The following is an 18,028-nucleotide window of genomic DNA, read 5'->3' as shown; positions in this document are numbered from 1 at the left end:
CGCCTGGAGTCATCCGCTCACACCACTGGTGTTCCCATCACCAGTTGGTTACCGTCGACCGAGGATTCGATCACCCCGGTCATGCTCAGTTGGTTGACGATCTTGACGTTCTCGGCCGTCAGGTAGCCGCGCTCACTTCCGTCACTGCCAGTCACCACGATGTGCGCGTTGTAGGTGATGTTCGTCAACGTGGCATTGGCGACGGTCGTCTCCGTCCCGTTGAGGATGAAGCCCTGCTCGTCCTCGAAGTCGGTATAGACCACGGTCATGGTGGTGATGTTGCCCGCCTTGACTGATGTCACCACCGCGCTGCCACCAACCTTGCCGGGGCGGGACGGCTCCGTCGGGGTGGCCTTGACGCTCACCGACGACAGCGGGGTCGCCCATGCCGACACGTCAGGTGTGGATACGTCGAGGGCTCGCGTCCCCCCGTCGATGTTGCGCAGCGTGGCGAGCACCAGTCGAGTATCGGCCGGGTCTGTCTTGCTGCGCTCCCAGAACGCGATCTGGGCGCCGTCGGGACTCCAGTTCGCGACCGGCACCGAGTTGTACAGTCCTGTCGTGTCACCGAGATAAATGCCGTTCTCGCCTGCCAACTCGTCGTCACGAGAAACGACCCAGGCTTGGTTGAGTGAGCCCTTCTTGGCCTGGAACGTCGGGAAGACCACGTAGGCGGGCACGAATGTCGGCCGTACGACCTGCGACATCGGTGTCAGGTAGTCCAGCGTCCGTGAACTTCCGACGGCCAACCACTGCCCATTCGGGGACACGTCAACCGATTCGTCATAGTCGAGGTTCGCGGTAAGCCGGGCGACGGTTCCTTCGCTGAGATTCACCAGGACGTTGTCGGCGTTACCCGCCTCGTACCTGCCGGAGAAGTCGGTGACAATCACACCCTTGCCATCCGAGGTGAAGTTCTTCAGCTCACCTCCCACATAGACGACGTGCGCGTCGACGATGAGGTATTCGGTCTCGGTGCGTTCCAGCCTGCCCACGCTGGACACCAACTGGGCTACTGTGCCGGAACCGAGGAGTTGGGTGAACCCGACATGCAGTCCATCGGGAGCTACGCGAAGTTCCCGCTGCCTCTGAATGACAACAACATTCGCCGGGACATTGGTAGGTACCGTGATCTTGACCAACATTGTCCCGGAACCACAGGTATTGACTCCGCCCGAACATTCGAGCACGTAGTGGTCGGCAGTCTCCCCGCCGGTATCGGATTGAGTTCCCGAACTCAGGAGGATCCTATTGCCATCGTCGAACACAAAAGGCTTCGACAGGTTAGTGGTGAGTTCCGGCGCCAGACCGCAGGTCAAGCACTGCGGTGCGGTCCCGTCAGGGTTGACGCGGTAGATCTCCGAACGCGAGGCCCCAGCCGGAGTGGCCCTGAAGACGATCGCTTTGCCGTCGGCCGTATACACAGGATTCTGCGGTTGGTCCACGGAATCGGGCAGCGGAACGATGAACCGGTCGGCGCTGGGAAGTATCGATGCTACGTCGACGCCGACCTTCACCCGCGGGATGCCGAAGTCGGGCCGCAGGAAATGTAGAAGGTTCAGCTTGCCGTCGGTGACACGCACCACGAATACGTCCGTTCCGCCTGCTTGCGCGTACTCGAGATTCGGTGTGTAGGTGAACGTTCCGGCGGCCTGATCGACGACTACCGTGCCGTGTTGCGGCTTGCTCGTGATCATGTACTTGAGCGTGTCCCCCTCGGGATCCGTTGCGCCGAGGCTACCGGTGACGACTCCCAGCGAACTCTGGACATTGCTCGACGGGTTGTAGTGGACGACCGGTGCCTGGTTGAAAAAATTGCGCCGCACCCATGCGAGGAGCGTCCAGGCGACCGGCGACTCGGCCGGCTGTCGGGTCGGCTCGGGAGCGAGGGACGACACTCCGATCGCGGGCACGTCCCTGTGCGTTTCGCTGGAGGTCCAGGACTCCGTCGGCGCGGACGATGCAGGGTTCAGCACCACCTCGTCGACCGACGCTTCAGTCCCTGTGGGCGCCACTGCCTCGGTCGTCTGTTGCGACTCCTCGACGTCCGCGACGCCCCGCTGCTCCTCGTCGGATCCGACGTCGGTGACGACCTCGGTGACGACGGAATCCGACTGAGCTGACTTGGTGCTGGCGTTCCCTGACACCTCGGCCTCAGCTTCCAGACCATCGGTGTCGGCCTCATGCTCCGCCGACTCGTCCGATCCGTCATCGTCTTCGCGACTGGCCGGGTTCGCCCGCGCACTCCCCGCCGAGGCCGTGGAGCCATCGGAGTCATCGGAGGCATCGGAGGCATCGGAGGCATCGGAGGCATCGTTTCGGTCACCGCCGCCGGCATCGGTGTCACGGTGCTTCGCGTCCGACGCCGCCTGAGAGGTGCCGGAACTTTGCGAGGTCGACGAATCGGCCGCGGCGACCCCGTAGCCGGTGGTCAACGCAGCGGCCAAGGCCAGGGCCAGGGCCATACCCCCGTACCGCACCGCCTGCAGCATCGTTCCGGGCGGGTGGGAGGCGGCAGTGGCCCCTTTCGCCGGAGGTTCCGTCGGTTGGGGTGGGCGGACAGGGTTCGGCATTGATCCTCCGTCGGGGCGAAATTGTCATACTGAAGTGAATGTAATTGACGCTAAAGTAGCGTCCGCCTGTGGTCAAGGGCCAGTTTCGGGAGATGTCCGGGCCGTTCCCAGTGGCAGCGACGAACCTTATGGACGAGACGAAATAGGTGGTGAAACGCCTACTAGGTCCGATGATTAAACCGCGCGCCACACCCACGTTGGGGCCTCGCGGCCATCTGCGCAATACATTCTGGACTGTCTGCAACTGTCGCGCAGCGCGTGACCCGACTCTCAGCCTGGCATCACGAACAACCTAGACAAAAAGACGACATATGTCTATGTTTCCATCGTGTGGTTATCACGCTGGATGGCCCTTGCCGCCGTCGCCGTCACCCTGTCGGCCTGCGGATCGTGGCAGGGAATCGCGGGAGTGCCGCTTCCTGGCGGGCCGGGTACCCGCAGCAGTCATGTGACGGTGTATGTCCAGATGCCCGACACACTGGCCCTCAACGTCAACAGTCGCGTCAGGGTTGCCGACGTCTACGTCGGACGAATCCGCGGGATCGAACTCATCAACTGGGTCGCCACCGTGACAGTCGACCTTGAACCCGATGTCATGCTTCCCGTCAATGCGTCGGCCACGATCGGGCAGACCACGCTTCTCGGCACCCAGCACCTCGAACTGACGCCCCCCGCGCGCCCGTCGCCCACGCCGTTGCGCGACGGCGACACCATTCCGCTGCCCCGCGCAACGGCGTTCCCTACGACGGAGCGAACCCTGGCGGCGATCTCCACGATCCTCACCGGCGGTGGCATTCACAACCTTGAGACCATCCAAACCGAAGTCAACGCGGCGCTGACCGGCCGGGCCGACCGGATTCGCGAGTTCCTCGGCAGACTGGACACTTTCACCGCCGAGCTCGACCGGCAGCGAGCCGATGTGACCCGCGCGATCGACTCGACCAACGACTTGTTGTCGATCATGGCCAACCGAGCCAGCACCCTTGACACCGTACTGACCCAGATTCCGCCGCTGGTGGAATATTTCGCTGACAGCCGGGACAGTATCGGCGAGGCCATCACCGCGCTGGGCAGGCTCAGTGCCGCTGCGACATCGAGTCTGAAGGGGATCAACGACGATATCCATGCCAATCTCGAATCGTTACGTCGTCCGCTTCGCGAGCTCGCACGTTCGGCTCCGCTGCTCGTCGAGACGTTGAGTTTCCTTGTGACCAACCCGTTCCCGATCGACAACATCGGCAAGGTGGTCAGGGGCGACTACATCAACGCCTCGATCACCGTGGATCTGACTCTGAGCGCGCTCGACAACGGCTGGCTCTCCGGCACCGCCCTGTCAGGCTCGCTGCGGGCCCTGGAGCAGGCATGGGGACGGAACCCGAGCGAAATGATTCCCGACGTCCGGTTCACCCCGAATCCGCACAACGCCCCCGGTGGTCCCCTGGTGGAGCGCGGCGAGTAGCCATCTGTTCGTCGGGTCCTGACCATGGGACGGCTTAAGCTCTGCGGTCATGGCGAAACTCGAATTGTCGCGGTCCCTGCCGATGCCGGCGCAGCAGGCCTGGCAGCACGCTTCCAACCTGGACACGCTCGGCGACTGGATGACCATGCACCAGGGATGGCGCTCGGAGCTGCCCGAAGAGCTCGACGTGGGCACGACGGTGGTCGGGGTGGCCGGAGCCAAGGGGATGCGCAACCGCGTGACCTGGACGGTGCGCAGGTTCGACCCGCCGTCGGCCCTGGAGATCAGCGGCGAAGGCGTGGGCGGCACCCGGTACAAGCTGTCGATGAAGGTCGCCTCCACCGGCGACGGCTGCACGTTCACGGTACGGATGGACCTCGGCGGGGCCCCGCTGTTCGGTCCGATCGGCACCGCCGCGGTCCGCGCGGTCAAAGGCGACATCGAGAAATCGATCGAACAGTTCGAGACGCTGTACGCCTGAATCCCGTCGCGAAAGCACGGTTTCTGATGGAAACCGCCCCCTGATTCCGTCATAAACCGTGCGTTCGGCGGCGAAACGCCTACAGCGTCGCCGGACGCACCACCACGACGGACTTCGTGCGGGTTTCCCCGTCCTGCAGCAACGCGATGACGCTGCCGTCCGGCGCGGTCGCGGCGTACACCTCGTCGAGGCCGGCCGGCGGCAGCGGGCGTCCGTGGCGCGCGTCCTCGGCCTCGGCGTCGGTGAGGTCGCGGCGCGCAAACGCCTGCAGGCAGGCCTCGTCGATGCCGTAGGACAGTTGCGGAGCCTCGGCGAGCTGTTGGAGGGTGCGTGCCTGGTCGAGGCCGAACGCACCGACACGCGTCCGACGCAGCGCGGTGAGATGCCCGCCGACGCCGAGGGCGGCACCGACATCGCGGGCCAGCGCGCGGATGTAGGTGCCGCTGGAACAGTCCACCTCGACGTCGACATCGACGACACCGGAGGGGTCGGTACTGCGCCGCACGCCGAGCACGTCGAAGCGGTCGATCCGCACCCGGCGCGGCTTCAGCTCCACGGTGTGGCCGTCGCGCACCAGTTGGTAGGCGCGCTTGCCGTCGACCTTGATCGCGCTGACCGCCGACGGGATCTGGTCGATGTCGCCCCGCAGCGCTGCGACCGCAGTCTCGATCTGCGCGTCGGTCACATCGGCCGCCGACACCGACTGCAGCAGTTCGCCTTCGGCGTCCTCGGTGGACGTGGTCTGCCCCAGCCGCAGCGTCGCGGAGTACGACTTGTCGGTCGCCGTCAGCAGCCCGAGGATCTTGGTCGCGCGCTCCACCCCGACCACCAGCACGCCGGTCGCCATCGGGTCGAGCGTGCCCGCGTGCCCGACCCTGCGGGTGCTGAAGATCCGCCGGCACCGGCCCACCACGTCGTGGCTCGTGAGCCCGCCGGGCTTGTCCACCACGACGAGGCCACCGAGGTTCACAGCACGATCGCCGTCAACGCGATGCCGTTGCGCACCGACCACCGCCCGGCCAACGAGGTCAGGGGTGGACCCGACTCGGCGGCCGGGTCGATCAGGATCTGTGAGGTGAACGTTCCGGCATGCCCCGACCCGTCGACGTCGAATCGGATGTGGGCGTCCTCGAAGCCCAGCCACCGGTGGGTCAGCGGGAACCACGCCTTGTACGTCGCCTCCTTGGCGCAGAACAGCACCCGGTCCCAGTGCACGCCGGTGGGCATGGCCTGCAGCTCGTGCCGTTCGACCGGCAGGCTGATCGCGTCGAGTACGCCGTTGGGCAGTACGTCGTGCGGCTCGGCGTCGATACCGACCGTGCGGACGGCCTCACGACGCCCCACGGCGGCCCCGCGGAACCCCTCACAGTGCGTCAGGCTGCCGACGATGCCCGCGGGCCAGCATGGTTCGCCCTTGTCGCCCTTCAGGATCGGCACCGGCTCCATCCCGAGGTCGACGAGCGCCTGGCGCGCGCAGTACCGCACGGTGATGAACTCGTTGCGCCGCTTGGCCACCGACCGCGCGATCAGCGGTTCCTCTTCGGGCAGCGGCGCGAGCTCCGTGGGATCGGTGTACAGCTCCGCGGCCGCCAACGCGTCCAGTGAGCCGGGCAGCACCCCGGCGAGCAGGGTCGCCGAGATCATTCCCGGCCGCTCCTGATCCGCTGCTGCATCTTCTCGGCGTGCTCGCGCATCTCCTGGGTGATCTGGAAGTGCCCGCCGAACTCGTTGAGGTAGCCCGGGGTGTATTTCGGGTCGGGCAGGATCTGGCGTAGCCAGCGAAAAGGCCTGCGGCGCCGCCACTCCCGCGGGTAGCCGACCGAGACCTCCTCGAACCGGACCCCGTCGTACCAGGTGGTGCGTGGGATGTGCAGGTGTCCGTAGACCGAGCAGACGGCGTTGTAGCGGGTGTGCCAGTCGGCGGTCGCGGTGGTTCCGCACCACAGCGAGAACTCGGGGTAGAACATCGCCTCGCAGGGTTCGCGCACCATCGGGAAGTGGTTGACCTGGACGGTCGGCATCATCCAGTCCAGTTCCTCGAGCCGCTTTCGGGTGTAGGCGACGCGGTCCCGGCACCACGCGTCGCGCGTCGAGTACGGCTCCGCCGACAACAGGTACTCGTCGGTCCCGACGATGTTGCGCTCCTTGGCGATCGCCAGACCCTCGGCTTTGGTGCCCGCGCCCTGCGGCAGGAACGAGTAGTCGTACAGCAGGAACATCGGCACGATGGTCGCCGGGCCACCCTCCTCGGTCCACACCGGGTACGGGTGCTCGGGGGTCACGATCCCCATCTCGTCGCACATGTCGACCAGGTAGTCGTAGCGGGCCTTGCCGAAGATCTGCATCGGGTCCCGCGAGGTGGTCCACAGCTCGTGGTTGCCCGGTATCCAGATCACCTTCGCGAACCGCTTGCGCAGCAGATCCAGTGCCCAGCGGATCTCGTCGGTGCGCTCGGCCACGTCGCCGGCCACGATCAACCAGTCGTCGGGCGAGGCCGGGTGCAGTGACTCGGTCACCGGCTTGTTGCCGGTGTGGCCGGTATGCAGGTCACTGACGGCCCACAAAGTCGGCCGTCGGTCGTCACTGGTCACAACAGGTCAGCCTACTGGTGCCCCGCCGTGGGGGACTTCCCGGCAACTAGAACCTGTTCTAGGTTTCCGTTCCGGCGGGCCACCGCGCCCGCTACACTCCCGGCAGGGTCGGACCGAACCGGCGGAGTCCACCGCCACGAGATCAGGGGGTGCGATGGTCGCCAAGCTGCGGCTGCTCTCGGCGCTGTGTGCGCTGGTCGCGGCGGTTGTGGTGGTCTGGCAGGCAAACCCGGCCGCCCCGCTCACAGCCGAACGGGTGGAGCTCAGAGCCACCGGTGCGCCGCTGACCAACATGTCCACCACCATCAAGTCGCCCGTCGTCGAGGTGGTGGATCCCGATCCGTTCGACCCCTGCCGCGACATCCCGCTCGACGTCATCCAGCGGGTCGGTCTGGCGTTCACCCCGCCGACCCCGGAAGACAGCCTGCGCTGCCGCTACGACGCCGGCAACTACCAGATGGCGGTCGAGGCGTTCGTGTGGCGCACCTATGAACAGACCCTGCCCGCCGACGCCGTCGAACTCGACATCAACGGCCACCGGGCGGCCCAGTACTGGATCATGAAGCCCACGGACTGGAACAACCGCAACTGGATCACCTGCATGGTCGCGTTCCAGACCAGCTACGGCGTCATCCAGCAGTCGCTGTTCTACGCGCCCGTGTACTCCGAGCCCGACCCGGACTGCATGCAGACCAACCTGCAGAAGGCCCACGAGCTCAGCCCGTTCTACATCTACTGACCGCAGTTCAATCGCGGATGATCCGGTCCATCGGGCTGGACCGTTCGAGCATGCCGATCGCCTCTTCGCCGTCCCAGCGGTAGCGCACCCCGGCCTGTTGCAGCGCCGGAAACGTCCAGTTCGCCATCTTGGCCAGCGCCTCGGGTGGCACCTCGGCCGGGTCGGTGATGTCGTGCGTCGAGAGCACCGTCTCCCCCGCGATCCGCACGGTGCCCCGTTCGGTTTCCAGCACCACCGAGACGTCTTCGCCGGTGGGCTGCAGTCGGGTCAGCCACGGCGCCTGCACGACCCGCGCCGCGATCAGGTCACCGTGGCCGTCGAACAGGTACCCCTCGTTGAACGTCGGCGCGGAGTGCCGCAGACCGACACGCGCGGAGTCGGGACGGGGCGGATACGCGATGTAGCCGAACGCCCGGCCGCTGCCGAAAAGAGCCGACTGCCAGCAGTGGCCCCAGAAGCCCTCGAGCCGGCGGACACCCTGGCGACGGATCCGCAGTCCGCTGCCGGAGAAGTCCTGCCGGCGCCCGGCCACCTCCATCGATCCGGTGGCCCGGAACAGTTGCTCGTAGCGCGGGCCGCCCATCATGTCGCCGACGATCGACGTCGCCAGCTGTGAACCCGCGTCGGCCTGCAGGGTGCCCTGCACCCAGGGCGGCACCGCCATCGTGGCCTCGACCTCGAAGCTCAGGTCGACCGAGGGATCGGTCTTGCGTCCGGCGACCAGCTCCGCCGACGACGTCTGCACCGCCCGGCCGTCGAACTTCACCGTCCACTCGTCGAACGGTGCGACGCAGGTGAAGACCAGTGGACCGGCACCCAACACGGTGGGTGCGCCGCCGGCGCCGAACGGCGATCTGCTGGCCGCGTCGTCACGGAGGCGGTACACCCGGCCGTCGGCGAAGGCGACGTTGACCTGGATCTGGTGCGCGTCCCAGTTCGACGCGACCGCCTCGATGCCGATCCGCGGCAGGCCCAGCTCGCCGCGGTCGTCGAGCACCCAGAAACTGACCGAGTCCCGCATCTCCGGGTTGTCGGGCCTGCGGGCGAACACATACTCGCGTCCGGGGTCGATCCCGCCGGTGAGGTCAATCGGCATCCGAGCTCCCCAAGTAGGTGTCCACGTACCGGGCGAATCGGGGCCGGATCGTGGGCAGGTCCAGGCCGAACACCTGCGGCTCGGCCTTCGGGTGCGGTTCGCGCTTCTGGGCGTTGTCGTCCCACCACTCCCGCATCCCGTTCTCGAACTCCTCGGTCACCGGTTCGCCGAGCCAGTCGTACAGACCGCGCACCTGACCGATCGGATCATCCTGCATCGCACGGAAGTCGATGTCGTAGAAGCGATCGTCGCGGCCTGCCCTCCGGAAGGCGAGGGTCCGGTCGACGCCCGTGGACCACTGGATGACGTTGAGCTCACCGAGGTAGCGGTGGTCGACGTCGTCGCTGAACCCGCCGACGATGTCGGCGTACACGTCGGCCACCGACACCAGCACGTCGGTCGGGTCACGATGGGTCATCACGAAGCGCGCGTCCGGGAAGACCCGGCCGAGGGAGTGCACAGAGAGCAGGTGGGCCGGTGACTTCAGCCGCCATGGGCGGGTCGGCCGGCCCCACTGCAGCAGCCGCAGTACCCGACGCTGGTAGAGGTACGTCGAGGTGAAGTCGGCACGCTCGAGCAACCACTCGGAGTAGGTGGGCACCTGCGCGAACGCCTGGAAGATCTGCGATTTGAAGTCCAGCGCCATCAGGTCCAGGCACTCCGCCGGGCCCTGGATGTCGTGGGGGACGTGATGTCTGCTGCCGGCGACCGCCGGGCGCAACTCCGGCGGTATCCGCGGGTCGTCGCCGGGCACGGTGGACGGCGGGGGGCAGGGTTGGGCGGCCTCCCAGCTGCGCAGGTAGCGAATGTGCGGGTCCCGCGCCAGCAGAAACGACAGGGCCGTCGAGCCGGTGCGGGGCAGGCCGAGGCCGAACAGCGGCGCGACGATCGGTTGGTCGCCGATCTCGGGATGGCGGCGGTACCAGTCCTCGACCTGCAACCGTTGGCACAGGTGCAGGCCGATGCGGCCGTAGACGAACGCTTGGCCGCGTGCGTTGAGGCGGGCCTCGCGGGACAGCGCGCCGGTCAGGATCTCCAGGCCCTCGCGAAACGAGTCGTCACCGAAATCGTCGAGTCCGGTTCGTTCGACCGCTGCGGCAAGCAACTCGCCCGGTGTTGGCACTGGCGGCACCTCCACATCAGATTGGTGACAGTACACTGTCATCAATATGAGTGAGTCGTCAATGATGGCCCCGACGGCCTCCCGCCGCCGCTATGACAACCGCGCCCGCGAGCAGAAGGCCGCGCAGACCCGCGAGCACATCGTGTCCGCGGCCGCCGACTTGGTGCACGAGTTCGAGAGCTGGGATTGGCGGGAACTGACGTTCCGGGCCGTGGCCGCGCGCGCCGGCGTCAGCGAACGCACCGTCTACCGCCACTTCCCCACCGAGCGCCATCTGCACGACGCCGTCATGCACCGGCTCGAGGAGGACGCCGGCGTCTGCTACGACGACGTCGGCCTCGGCGATCTCGAGGAGATGACGGCCCGCGTTTTTGCGTCACTGCAACGCTTCTCGGTTCGTCAGTCGGTTCAGACCACCCGCGATCCGGCGTTCGTCACGGTCGACGAGCGTCGTCGCGAAGCGCTGCGCAGAGCGGTGTCCACATCGGCTCCCCAGTTCACCGACGCCGAACGGCGCACGGTCGCCGGACTGCTCGACGTGTTGTGGAACGTGCCCGCCTACGAGCAACTGGTGGGCGCGTGGGGTGTCGACGCCGAAGACGCCACCCGGGCGATCGGCTGGCTGATGACCAAGGTCGTGCACGCGATCGAACAGGGCGAGTCCCCGCTTGCGTAGCGTGTCGGAGGTGAGCCGAACCGCTGAAGCCTCGACCACGGCCCCGCAGCCGCGGAGTCGTCCGAAGTTCCCCGGGAGCGCGCTGAGCAAGCTGCTGCGCCTGCCCGCGCCGAGCACCGACGTCGTCGTGGACCGCGGGCTGCGGGTTCCGATGCGCGACGGCGTCGACCTGATCGCCGACCACTACGCGCCGCAGACCGACACGCCTGCAGGCACGCTGCTGGTCCGCGGACCGTACGGCCGCGGCTGGCCCTTCGCTGCACTGTACGGCTCGGTGTACGCCGCGCGTGGCTATCACGTGCTCGTCCAGAGCGTGCGCGGAACATTCGGCTCCGGCGGCGAATTCAGCCCGATGGTGCACGAGATCGACGACGGCGCCGACACGGTCGCCTGGCTGCGCACCCAGCCCTGGTTCACCGGCACATTCGCCACGTTGGGGCTGTCGTACCTCGGGTTCACCCAGTGGGCGCTGCTCGCCGATCCGCCGCCCGAGATGACGGCGGCGGTGATCACCGTCGGCCCGCACGATGTCAGCGGGCCCCGCTGGGGCGAAGGATCTTTCGGCCTCAACGACTTCCTCGGCTGGAGCGATCTGGTCGCCCGCCAGGAGGACCCGCAGCGGTTGCGTGTGCTGCTGCACCAGGCCCGGGCGCAGCGGTTGGTGAGCAAGGCCGCGCTGGGCCTGCCGCTCGCAGAGTCCAGCCGCACGCTCCTCGGCGACGGCGCCCCATGGTTCGAGTCGTGGCTGGAACACCCGCAGGCCGACGATCCGTTCTGGACCAGATTGCACCTGGGCGACGCGCTGGACCGGGCCGAGATCCCGGTGCTGCTGCTGTCCGGCTGGCAGGACCTGTTCCTCGAGCAGACCCTCGAGCAGTACCGACGACTCCGTGCCCGCGGCGTCACCACCGCGATGACGATCGGTCCGTGGACACACGGACACATGATGACCAAGGCCGCCCCGTCCGCGATCCGCGAATCGCTGGACTGGCTCGACACCCACCTGGCCGGTGCGCCCGAACAGCGGCAGGCACCGGTACGCATCCACCTCGACGGCCGGGGCTGGCTCGAACTGGCCGACTGGCCGCCGCCGATGCCCGAACAGGTGCTGTACCTGCAGCCGGGCGGCGCCCTGTCCGGCGCTGCGCCCGCCCCGGACACCGCGACGTTCGTCTACAACCCCGCCGACCCGACACCCACCGTCGGTGGCCGACTGCTGTCCCCGGTGGGCGGTTACCGCGACGACACGTCATTGGCACGCCGCGCCGACGTCCTGACGTTCACCGGTGACCCGCTGCCGGACGATCTGTACGTGGTCGGGACGCCGGTGCTGGAGCTCGAACACACCTGCGCCAACCCGTACAACGACCTGTTCGTGCGGATCAGTCAGGTCGACGAGCACGGCGGCTCACGCAACGTCAGCGACGGATACCTCGCCGCAGCCCCCGATTCCGGCACCGTGCGCATCGAACTCGACGCCCTCGCCCGGACGTTTCCAGCCGGCTCCCGCATCCGCGTGCTCATCGCCGGCGGCTCGCACCCACGCTTTCTGCGCAACCTCGGCACCGGCGAATCCGCGGCCACCGGGACCAGACTGGCCACGGCGCGGCATACCGTGCATCTCGGCGCCTCCTCGCGGCTGATCCTGCCCGCCGGAAAGCGGCCACCCTCAGCCGACTGAACGACGCACCCGGGTGGCGATCTCGTCCAGCGCCGCGTCGTCGTGCACCGGCGCGCCCCATTCGGGATCTACCGGCAGCTGCACCCAACTCGAGCAGCCGCGGTAGTCCGGGGTTCGCACCAGCCGGACCGGCTCGGCCAGCGGCGCCGCGGAGACGACCAGCACCGTCAGCCGGTGCCGCGGCCTGAAGTCGAGGCGGTCGGCGCGCACCGAGTCGGCCGTCCAGATGTGCAGCGGCGCAATGTCGTCCAGCCTGTCCGGTTGACCGACCTCGACCGCGGCCACGACCCGGGCCCCCGCTCGCAGCACCACCTCGTCCTCGGTGCTGTCCGCCGCGGCGGGCCCGAGGAACTCCCGGTGCTCGGGGCGCACCCGCTCAGCGTGGCTGTGCGCCACCGTCGGGAACAGCAGGAACCGCGACGCCGCAACCTCGAAACGCTTCTCGCCGATGCCGCCCTTGCGCAGCAGCACCGTCTGCCTGCCCTCGAGCAGCGCGTGCACGACAGCGCTCCATTCCTTGAGGGCCAGAGTGGTCAGCGTGGCAGTCATCCGAGCCCGAGGCGGGCGCGCACCTCGGGACGACGAAGCGGCGGAACGGTTTTCGGCGGTTGCCGGCGCGGCTGCAGGTCGGCGAGGAGCCGCGCCGTGGTGGCCGTGACCTCGGCGACGGCAGACTCGAACGCCTCGACGTTGGCTCCCGAGGGCCGGGTGATACCGCTGACCTTGCGGATGTACTGGCGCGCCGCGGCTTCGATCTCCTCGGCTGTCGCGGCCGGCTCCAGCCCACGGAGCTCGGTGATGTTTCGACACATGACCTCCACGATAGGCCCGAACGCCGCGGCCGATACGGTGAGCGGATGAGCACCCCCGCAGACCCCGGCACCGACATCCTGCTGGTCGACACCCGCGACCGGATCCGGACGCTGACGCTGAATCGACCCGGTGCCCGTAACGCGCTGTCGTCGGCCTTGCGCACCCGGCTTTTCGGCGCGCTGCGCGAGGCCCAGGCCGACGACACCGTCGACGTCGTCATCGTCACCGGAGCAGACCCGGTCTTCTGCGCCGGCCTGGACCTCAAGGAACTCGGCGACACCACCGACCTTCCCGACATCTCACCCAAATGGCCGGCGATGACCAAACCCGTCATCGGCGCCATCAACGGGGCGGCGGTGACCGGCGGTCTGGAGATCGCGCTCTACTGCGACATCCTGATCGCTTCGGAGGCGGCCCGCTTCGCCGACACCCACGCCCGGGTCGGCCTGCTGCCCACCTGGGGGCTGTCGGTGCGGTTGCCGCAGAAGGTGGGCGTCGGGATGGCCCGGCGGATGAGCATGACCGGCGACTATCTGTCTGCCGAGGATGCGCTGCGCGCCGGACTCGTCACCCAGGTGGTGCCGCACGGCGACCTGCTCGACACCGCCCGCCAGATCGCCACCTCGATCGTCGGCAACAACCAGCGGGCGGTCCGGGCGCTGCTGGCCTCCTACCACCACATCGACGACGCCCAGAACGGCGCGGCGCTGTGGTTGGAGGCCGACGCCGCCCGCGCATGGATGAGCAGCGCGTCCGGCGACGACATCGCCGCCAGCCGCAGCTCGGTCATCGAACGCGGCCGCTCACAGGTGCGCTGAGGCGCAGGCGCACCCGCTCATTCGTCCGGGGTGTGCTCGGCGGCAAGCTGTTCCACGCTCATGCCGTCGAGCAGTCGGTCCAGGGCCCCGGTCATGGTGGCGCACTGCCGGGCCGGGTGCTCGGCCGGACAGTGCAACGCGTGGGTGAGGAACTGCTGCGCGGCGCGCGCCTGCGCGATCACCCGGTCGAGTTCGTCGATCTGCCGGCGAACTGTGTCGCGCCACTGCTCACTCGGGTCGTCGAGCACGGCGGCCGCGGTGTCCAGCGGCAGGCCCAGCCGGTGCACGATCTTGAGGAACGCCAGCCGGCGCAGCTCCTCGAGCCCGTACATCCGTCTGCCGGATCGCCTCGACCGCGGGCGCACCAGGCCGCGGTCGTCGTAGTACCGCAACGCCGACGGCGTCATCTGCAACCGCGACGCGGCTTCGCCGATCGAAATCACGTCCATCACGCCATTTGACTTCAACCCGCCTTGAACGGGCAAGGTCTATTCCATGAGCGATGATTCGACTACTCCGGCGGTCAACCACCATGGCGATCACCCCGGCTTCACCGGTGTCACCGGGACGCTGTTCGGGGTGATCTTCCTGCTCACGGGCCGCGGCAACGCCCGACTGGCCGCCGACCTCGCCCAGGTCAGCGCCACCGACCGCGTCGTCGACATCGGCTGCGGTCCCGGAACGGCGGCCAGGACGGCCGCGCGCCGCGGCGCAGCGGTCACCGGCGTCGACCCGGCGACGTCGATGTTGCGGCTGGCCAGGGTGGTCACCCGCGCAGCTACCGACATCACGTGGGCCGAGGGCACCGCGGAGGCCCTGCCGGTACCTGACGCCTCGGCGACGGTCGTGTGGTCGCTGGCCACGGTGCACCACTGGCAGGACGTCACCCGGGCACTCGCCGAGGCGCACCGCGTGCTCACATCCGGCGGCCGGTTGCTTGCCGTCGAACGCCAGTCGCCGCCGAACGCCACCGGGTTCGCCAGCCATGGCTGGACCGCCGAGCAGGCGCAGTCCTTTGCGGAGCTGTGCCGCACCGCAGGCCTGGTCGACGTGCAGGTGCGCGGTGACCGCGTCGGCCGCCGAGACGTCTGGGTGGTGCGCGGCACGAGGCCCTGACGCTCGGGGGACTCAGCCGGTGCCGGGCACCAGCCAGCGCCCGGAGAGCACCCGCCAGCCGACGAAGACCAGGCGCAGCACCATGAAGGTGCTCAGTCCCGCCCAGATTCCCAGCAGGCCCCACCCGTAGGCCAGCGACAACCAGATCAACGGCAGGAAGCCGACCAGGGCGCTGACCAGTGTCGCGTTACGCATGAACCTGGCGTCCCCCGCCCCCAGCAGCACCCCGTCGATCGCGAAGACGATTCCGGCGACCGGCAACTGAGCCACCAGGAACCACCAAGGCACGCCGATCTCGTCGAGCACCGACCGGTCGTCGGTGAAGACCCCGGGCAGCGTCGAGGAGCCCAGCGCGAACATCGCCGCCAGGGCGAGGCCGGAGACGGTGGAGAAGATCGTCACCCGCCACGCCACCGACTTCGCGTGTGCCAACTGCCCCGCTCCGAGGGCCGCACCGACCAGTGACTGCGCCGCGATGGCCAACGAATCGAGCACCAGGGCAAGGAAACTCCACAGCTGCAGCACGACCTGATGGGCTGCCACGGCGGCCGCGCCGAACCGGGCGGCCACCGCACCGGCGGAGACGAAGCACGCCTGAAACGCCAGGGTCCGCAGCACCAGGTCGCGGCCCATCACCACCTGGGCGCGCAGCACCGGCGGTTGCAGCCGCAGCGGGGCCTTCTCGACGAACAGTGCCCTGAAGAACAGCCCGGCGGCCAGCCACTGGCCGATCAGGTTGGCCACCGCCGATCCGGCGAGCCCGAGTTCCGGGGCACCGAGCCAGCCGTACACCAGCAGCGGGCACAGCACCGCCGAGACCGCGAACCCGAATACCACGAAGCGCAGCGGGCGCACGGTGTCCTGCACGCCGCGCATCCAGCCGTTGCCCGCGGCGGCGACCAGGATGGCGGGCACCGCCAGGCTGGCGATGCGGACCCAGGGCAGCGCCGCCGCGGCGATCTCGCCGCCGCCGGACCCGCCGGCCAGCACCGAAACCAACGGTTCCGCGCCCACCTGAACGGCGACCACGATGGTGGTGCCGATGCCGAGGGCCAGCCACGTCGCCTGCACTCCCTCCCCGACGGCGGCGGCCCGGTCACCGACCCCGTAGAACCGCGCGGCGCGTGCCGTGGTGCCGTAGGACAGGAACGTCAGTTGAGAGCTCAGCACACCCATGACCAGCGCGCCGATGGCCAGACCGGCCAGATCGACCGCGCCGAGGCGCCCGATGATGGCCAGGTCGAACAGCAGGTAGAGAGGTTCGGCGGCGAGCACACCCAGCGCCGGGAAAGCCAGGGCAGCGATGCGACGGCCGGTCGCCGCCGGCACAGGTTCTCCGTGCGCACCGGTGACGGAGCCGCTGACGGGATCAGCCAAGGGAACTGACGAGCGCCGACACCACGTCGTCGGCGGGTCCGACGGCCGAGTAACCGGCGGCGAGACGGTGACCGCCGCCGCCGAATGCGCTGGCGACCGATGCGAGGTCCATCGACTTCGAGCGCATCGACACCGACCAGTTGCCCGGCTCGATCTCCTTGAACACCGCCGCGACCTCGGCCTGCTCGGTGGTTCGCACGATGTCGACGATGCTCTCCACCTCTTCCGGTCTGGCGCCGGCCCACTCACCGTGGGGAACGACGGCGTACACCAGACCGCGACCGCCGGCAGCGTCGGCCACCAGCCGCGCCGATCCCAGCACCCGGGACAGCATGGGCAACCACGCGAACGGGTGGGTGTCGAGCAGGGTGCGGCTGATGGCCGCGTTGTCGACGCCCAGCTCGACCAGACGTGCGGCCAGCCGGTGCGCGCGGGCACTGGCCCACCGGAACGAGCCGGTGTCGGTGGTCAGTCCCGCGTACAGGCAGTGCGCGACATCCGGGTCGATCGGCTTGTCCCAGGCGTCCAGCAGGTCGGCCACCAGCATGGTGGTCGAGTCGGCCGACGGGTCGACGTAGTTCGCGGTGCCGAACATCTGGTTGGAGGCGTGGTGGTCGATGACCAGCACCTGACGCCCGGGCGCGGCGTGATCACGCAACGCGCCGAGCCGGTTCACGCTGGGGATGTCCACGGTGATCACCAGGTCGGCGTCCGGACTCAGCGCCTCGGGCGCCACCAGCAGATGGCCGCCGGGCAGCGACTGCAGCGACTCGGGCAACTGGGCCGGCTCGGCGAAGCTGACCGCGACATCCTTGCCCGCGTGGTCGAGCACCAGCGCCAACGCCAGCCCCGCCCCGATGGTGTCGGCGTCGGGGAAGACGTGACAGACCACGCTGACGGAACCGACCGCCGCCAGCAGTTCAGCTGCGCCGCGCGCGTCGACGCGCGCACCGGTCACCAGCGCGTCAGTCGCCGTCTCTGTTGCGGTCACTGTCTCTGTTGCGGTCACCCGTGTCCTCAGAGTCCGGCCCCAGGTCTGCCGTGTCCTCCACCCCGGTTACACGGTACGGGTCCGCGTCGCCGGCGTGCTTGGCTCCTTGCCGAACTCTCGCCAAATCCTCATCTGCCGCCCGCGCGCGCGCCAGCAGTTCCTCCATGTGCGCGGAGGTTTCCGGCACCTTGTCGAGCACAAACGCCAGCGTCGGCGTGAAGCGCACCCCGGTCGCGGCTCCGACCTTGCTGCGCAGCGTGCCCTTGGCGCGCTCCAGCGCCGCCGCCGCGGCAGCGTAGTCGGGTTCGTCGGCCAGCGTCTCGCCGCGCACCGTGTAATACACGGTGGCGTCGTGCAGGTCTCCCGTGACCTTCGTGTCCGTGACGGTCACGAAGGCCAACGGGGGATCCTTGATCTCGAACTCGATGGCCGTGGCGACAACCGTGCCGATGCGCTTGGACAGCCGGCGCGCCCGTCCTACGTCGACCATGGTG

At 68.5% G+C, this 18,028-nt stretch carries 19 protein-coding genes; 7 read left to right on the top strand and 12 right to left on the bottom strand.

Features of this window, described 5'->3' with window-relative positions:
- Positions 1-17 precede the first annotated feature (17 nt).
- Positions 18-2,573 (bottom strand): Ig-like domain-containing protein, encoded by a 2,556-nt coding sequence (locus G6N53_RS15260; protein WP_163889680.1) that lies wholly within the window; start codon positions 2,571-2,573, stop codon positions 18-20.
- A gap of 346 nt (positions 2,574-2,919) precedes the next feature.
- Here G6N53_RS15260 and G6N53_RS15255 point away from each other — a divergent pair, with 346 nt between their 5' ends.
- Both G6N53_RS15255 and G6N53_RS15250 read left to right on the top strand, forming a co-directional pair.
- Complete coding sequence (locus tag G6N53_RS15255) at positions 2,920-4,032, top strand: MCE family protein (RefSeq protein WP_163895927.1); 1,113 nt, start codon at positions 2,920-2,922, stop codon at positions 4,030-4,032.
- Between the two features lie 49 nt (positions 4,033-4,081).
- Positions 4,082-4,513 (top strand): type II toxin-antitoxin system Rv0910 family toxin, encoded by a 432-nt coding sequence (locus G6N53_RS15250; RefSeq protein WP_163889678.1) that lies wholly within the window; start codon positions 4,082-4,084, stop codon positions 4,511-4,513.
- Between the two features lie 79 nt (positions 4,514-4,592).
- Here G6N53_RS15250 and truB read toward each other — a convergent pair whose 3' ends face one another.
- Genes truB through pptH form a run of 3 tightly spaced genes read right to left on the bottom strand, consistent with a single transcriptional unit; the run spans position 4,593 to position 7,104 of the window.
- Positions 4,593-5,483: a tRNA pseudouridine(55) synthase TruB gene (truB, locus tag G6N53_RS15245; protein ID WP_163889676.1), complete on the bottom strand. Its 891-nt coding sequence runs from the start codon at positions 5,481-5,483 to the stop codon at positions 4,593-4,595.
- Positions 5,480-6,157 carry a 4'-phosphopantetheinyl transferase PptT gene (gene pptT / locus G6N53_RS15240; RefSeq protein WP_163889674.1) on the bottom strand — a complete coding sequence of 226 codons (678 nt, stop codon included), beginning with the start codon at positions 6,155-6,157 and terminating at the stop codon, positions 5,480-5,482. Before pptT ends, truB begins: the two co-directional genes overlap by 4 nt.
- Entirely contained in the window at positions 6,154-7,104 is a 951-nt protein-coding gene (gene pptH / locus G6N53_RS15235) for an ACP phosphodiesterase PptH (protein WP_163889672.1), read from the bottom strand. Before pptH ends, pptT begins: the two co-directional genes overlap by 4 nt.
- A gap of 154 nt (positions 7,105-7,258) precedes the next feature.
- Between pptH and G6N53_RS15230 the strand changes: the two genes are divergently transcribed.
- On the top strand, positions 7,259-7,843 hold the full coding sequence (locus G6N53_RS15230; protein ID WP_163889670.1) for a DUF3558 domain-containing protein: 585 nt from the start codon (positions 7,259-7,261) through the stop codon (positions 7,841-7,843).
- Between the two features lie 7 nt (positions 7,844-7,850).
- Here G6N53_RS15230 and G6N53_RS15225 read toward each other — a convergent pair whose 3' ends face one another.
- A complete protein-coding gene (locus G6N53_RS15225) occupies positions 7,851-8,939 on the bottom strand; it encodes a DUF7064 domain-containing protein (protein ID WP_163889668.1) in 1,089 nt (362 codons plus the stop codon).
- Entirely contained in the window at positions 8,929-10,062 is a 1,134-nt protein-coding gene (locus tag G6N53_RS15220) for a sulfotransferase family protein (RefSeq protein ID WP_163889666.1), read from the bottom strand. The genes G6N53_RS15225 and G6N53_RS15220 overlap by 11 nt, the downstream gene beginning before the upstream one ends.
- 46 nt (positions 10,063-10,108) lie before the next feature.
- On the opposite strand from G6N53_RS15220, the gene G6N53_RS15215 reads away from it, so the two are divergent.
- Together G6N53_RS15215 and G6N53_RS15210 are read left to right on the top strand one after the other, a co-directional pair.
- Complete coding sequence (locus tag G6N53_RS15215; protein WP_163889664.1) at positions 10,109-10,738, top strand: TetR/AcrR family transcriptional regulator; 630 nt, start codon at positions 10,109-10,111, stop codon at positions 10,736-10,738.
- 10 nt (positions 10,739-10,748) lie between these two features.
- Positions 10,749-12,419: a CocE/NonD family hydrolase gene (locus G6N53_RS15210; RefSeq protein WP_371870829.1), complete on the top strand. Its 1,671-nt coding sequence runs from the start codon at positions 10,749-10,751 to the stop codon at positions 12,417-12,419.
- Here G6N53_RS15210 and G6N53_RS15205 read toward each other — a convergent pair.
- Together G6N53_RS15205 and G6N53_RS15200 are read right to left on the bottom strand one after the other, a co-directional pair.
- Positions 12,408-12,968 (bottom strand): DUF1802 family protein, encoded by a 561-nt coding sequence (locus tag G6N53_RS15205; protein ID WP_163889661.1) that lies wholly within the window; start codon positions 12,966-12,968, stop codon positions 12,408-12,410. The two genes, G6N53_RS15210 and G6N53_RS15205, sit on opposite strands and share 12 nt — an antisense overlap.
- Positions 12,965-13,231 carry a DUF2277 domain-containing protein gene (locus G6N53_RS15200; protein ID WP_163889659.1) on the bottom strand — a complete coding sequence of 89 codons (267 nt, stop codon included), beginning with the start codon at positions 13,229-13,231 and terminating at the stop codon, positions 12,965-12,967. The genes G6N53_RS15205 and G6N53_RS15200 overlap by 4 nt, the downstream gene beginning before the upstream one ends.
- Positions 13,232-13,276: 45 nt before the next feature.
- Between G6N53_RS15200 and G6N53_RS15195 the strand changes: the two genes are divergently transcribed.
- Positions 13,277-14,050, top strand: a complete 774-nt coding sequence (locus tag G6N53_RS15195; protein ID WP_163889657.1) for an enoyl-CoA hydratase — start codon at positions 13,277-13,279, stop codon at positions 14,048-14,050.
- 17 nt (positions 14,051-14,067) lie between these two features.
- On the opposite strand, the gene G6N53_RS15190 is transcribed toward G6N53_RS15195, so the two are convergent.
- On the bottom strand, positions 14,068-14,499 hold the full coding sequence (locus tag G6N53_RS15190; protein WP_163889655.1) for a MerR family transcriptional regulator: 432 nt from the start codon (positions 14,497-14,499) through the stop codon (positions 14,068-14,070).
- 46 nt (positions 14,500-14,545) lie between these two features.
- On the opposite strand from G6N53_RS15190, the gene G6N53_RS15185 reads away from it, so the two are divergent.
- Positions 14,546-15,166, top strand: coding sequence for a class I SAM-dependent methyltransferase (locus tag G6N53_RS15185; RefSeq protein ID WP_163889653.1), 621 nt, complete (start codon positions 14,546-14,548; stop codon positions 15,164-15,166).
- Between the two features lie 12 nt (positions 15,167-15,178).
- On the opposite strand, the gene G6N53_RS15180 is transcribed toward G6N53_RS15185, so the two are convergent.
- Genes G6N53_RS15180 through rbfA form a run of 3 tightly spaced genes read right to left on the bottom strand, consistent with a single transcriptional unit; the run spans position 15,179 to position 18,024 of the window.
- The gene (locus tag G6N53_RS15180) at positions 15,179-16,543 is read right to left on the bottom strand and encodes an MATE family efflux transporter (protein ID WP_163889651.1); all 1,365 of its coding nucleotides are present in this window, start codon (positions 16,541-16,543) and stop codon (positions 15,179-15,181) included.
- The gene (locus G6N53_RS15175; RefSeq protein ID WP_371870828.1) at positions 16,536-17,552 is read right to left on the bottom strand and encodes a DHH family phosphoesterase; all 1,017 of its coding nucleotides are present in this window, start codon (positions 17,550-17,552) and stop codon (positions 16,536-16,538) included. Before G6N53_RS15175 ends, G6N53_RS15180 begins: the two co-directional genes overlap by 8 nt.
- On the bottom strand, positions 17,509-18,024 hold the full coding sequence (gene rbfA / locus G6N53_RS15170; RefSeq protein ID WP_163889649.1) for a 30S ribosome-binding factor RbfA: 516 nt from the start codon (positions 18,022-18,024) through the stop codon (positions 17,509-17,511). The genes G6N53_RS15175 and rbfA overlap by 44 nt, the downstream gene beginning before the upstream one ends.
- Positions 18,025-18,028 lie beyond the last annotated feature (4 nt).

Origin of the sequence: Mycolicibacterium hippocampi, from assembly GCF_010723735.1 — a bacterium.
Taxonomy (GTDB): Bacteria; Actinomycetota; Actinomycetes; order Mycobacteriales; family Mycobacteriaceae; genus Mycobacterium; species Mycobacterium hippocampi.
This window is presented reverse-complemented; position numbering and strand designations above follow the sequence as displayed.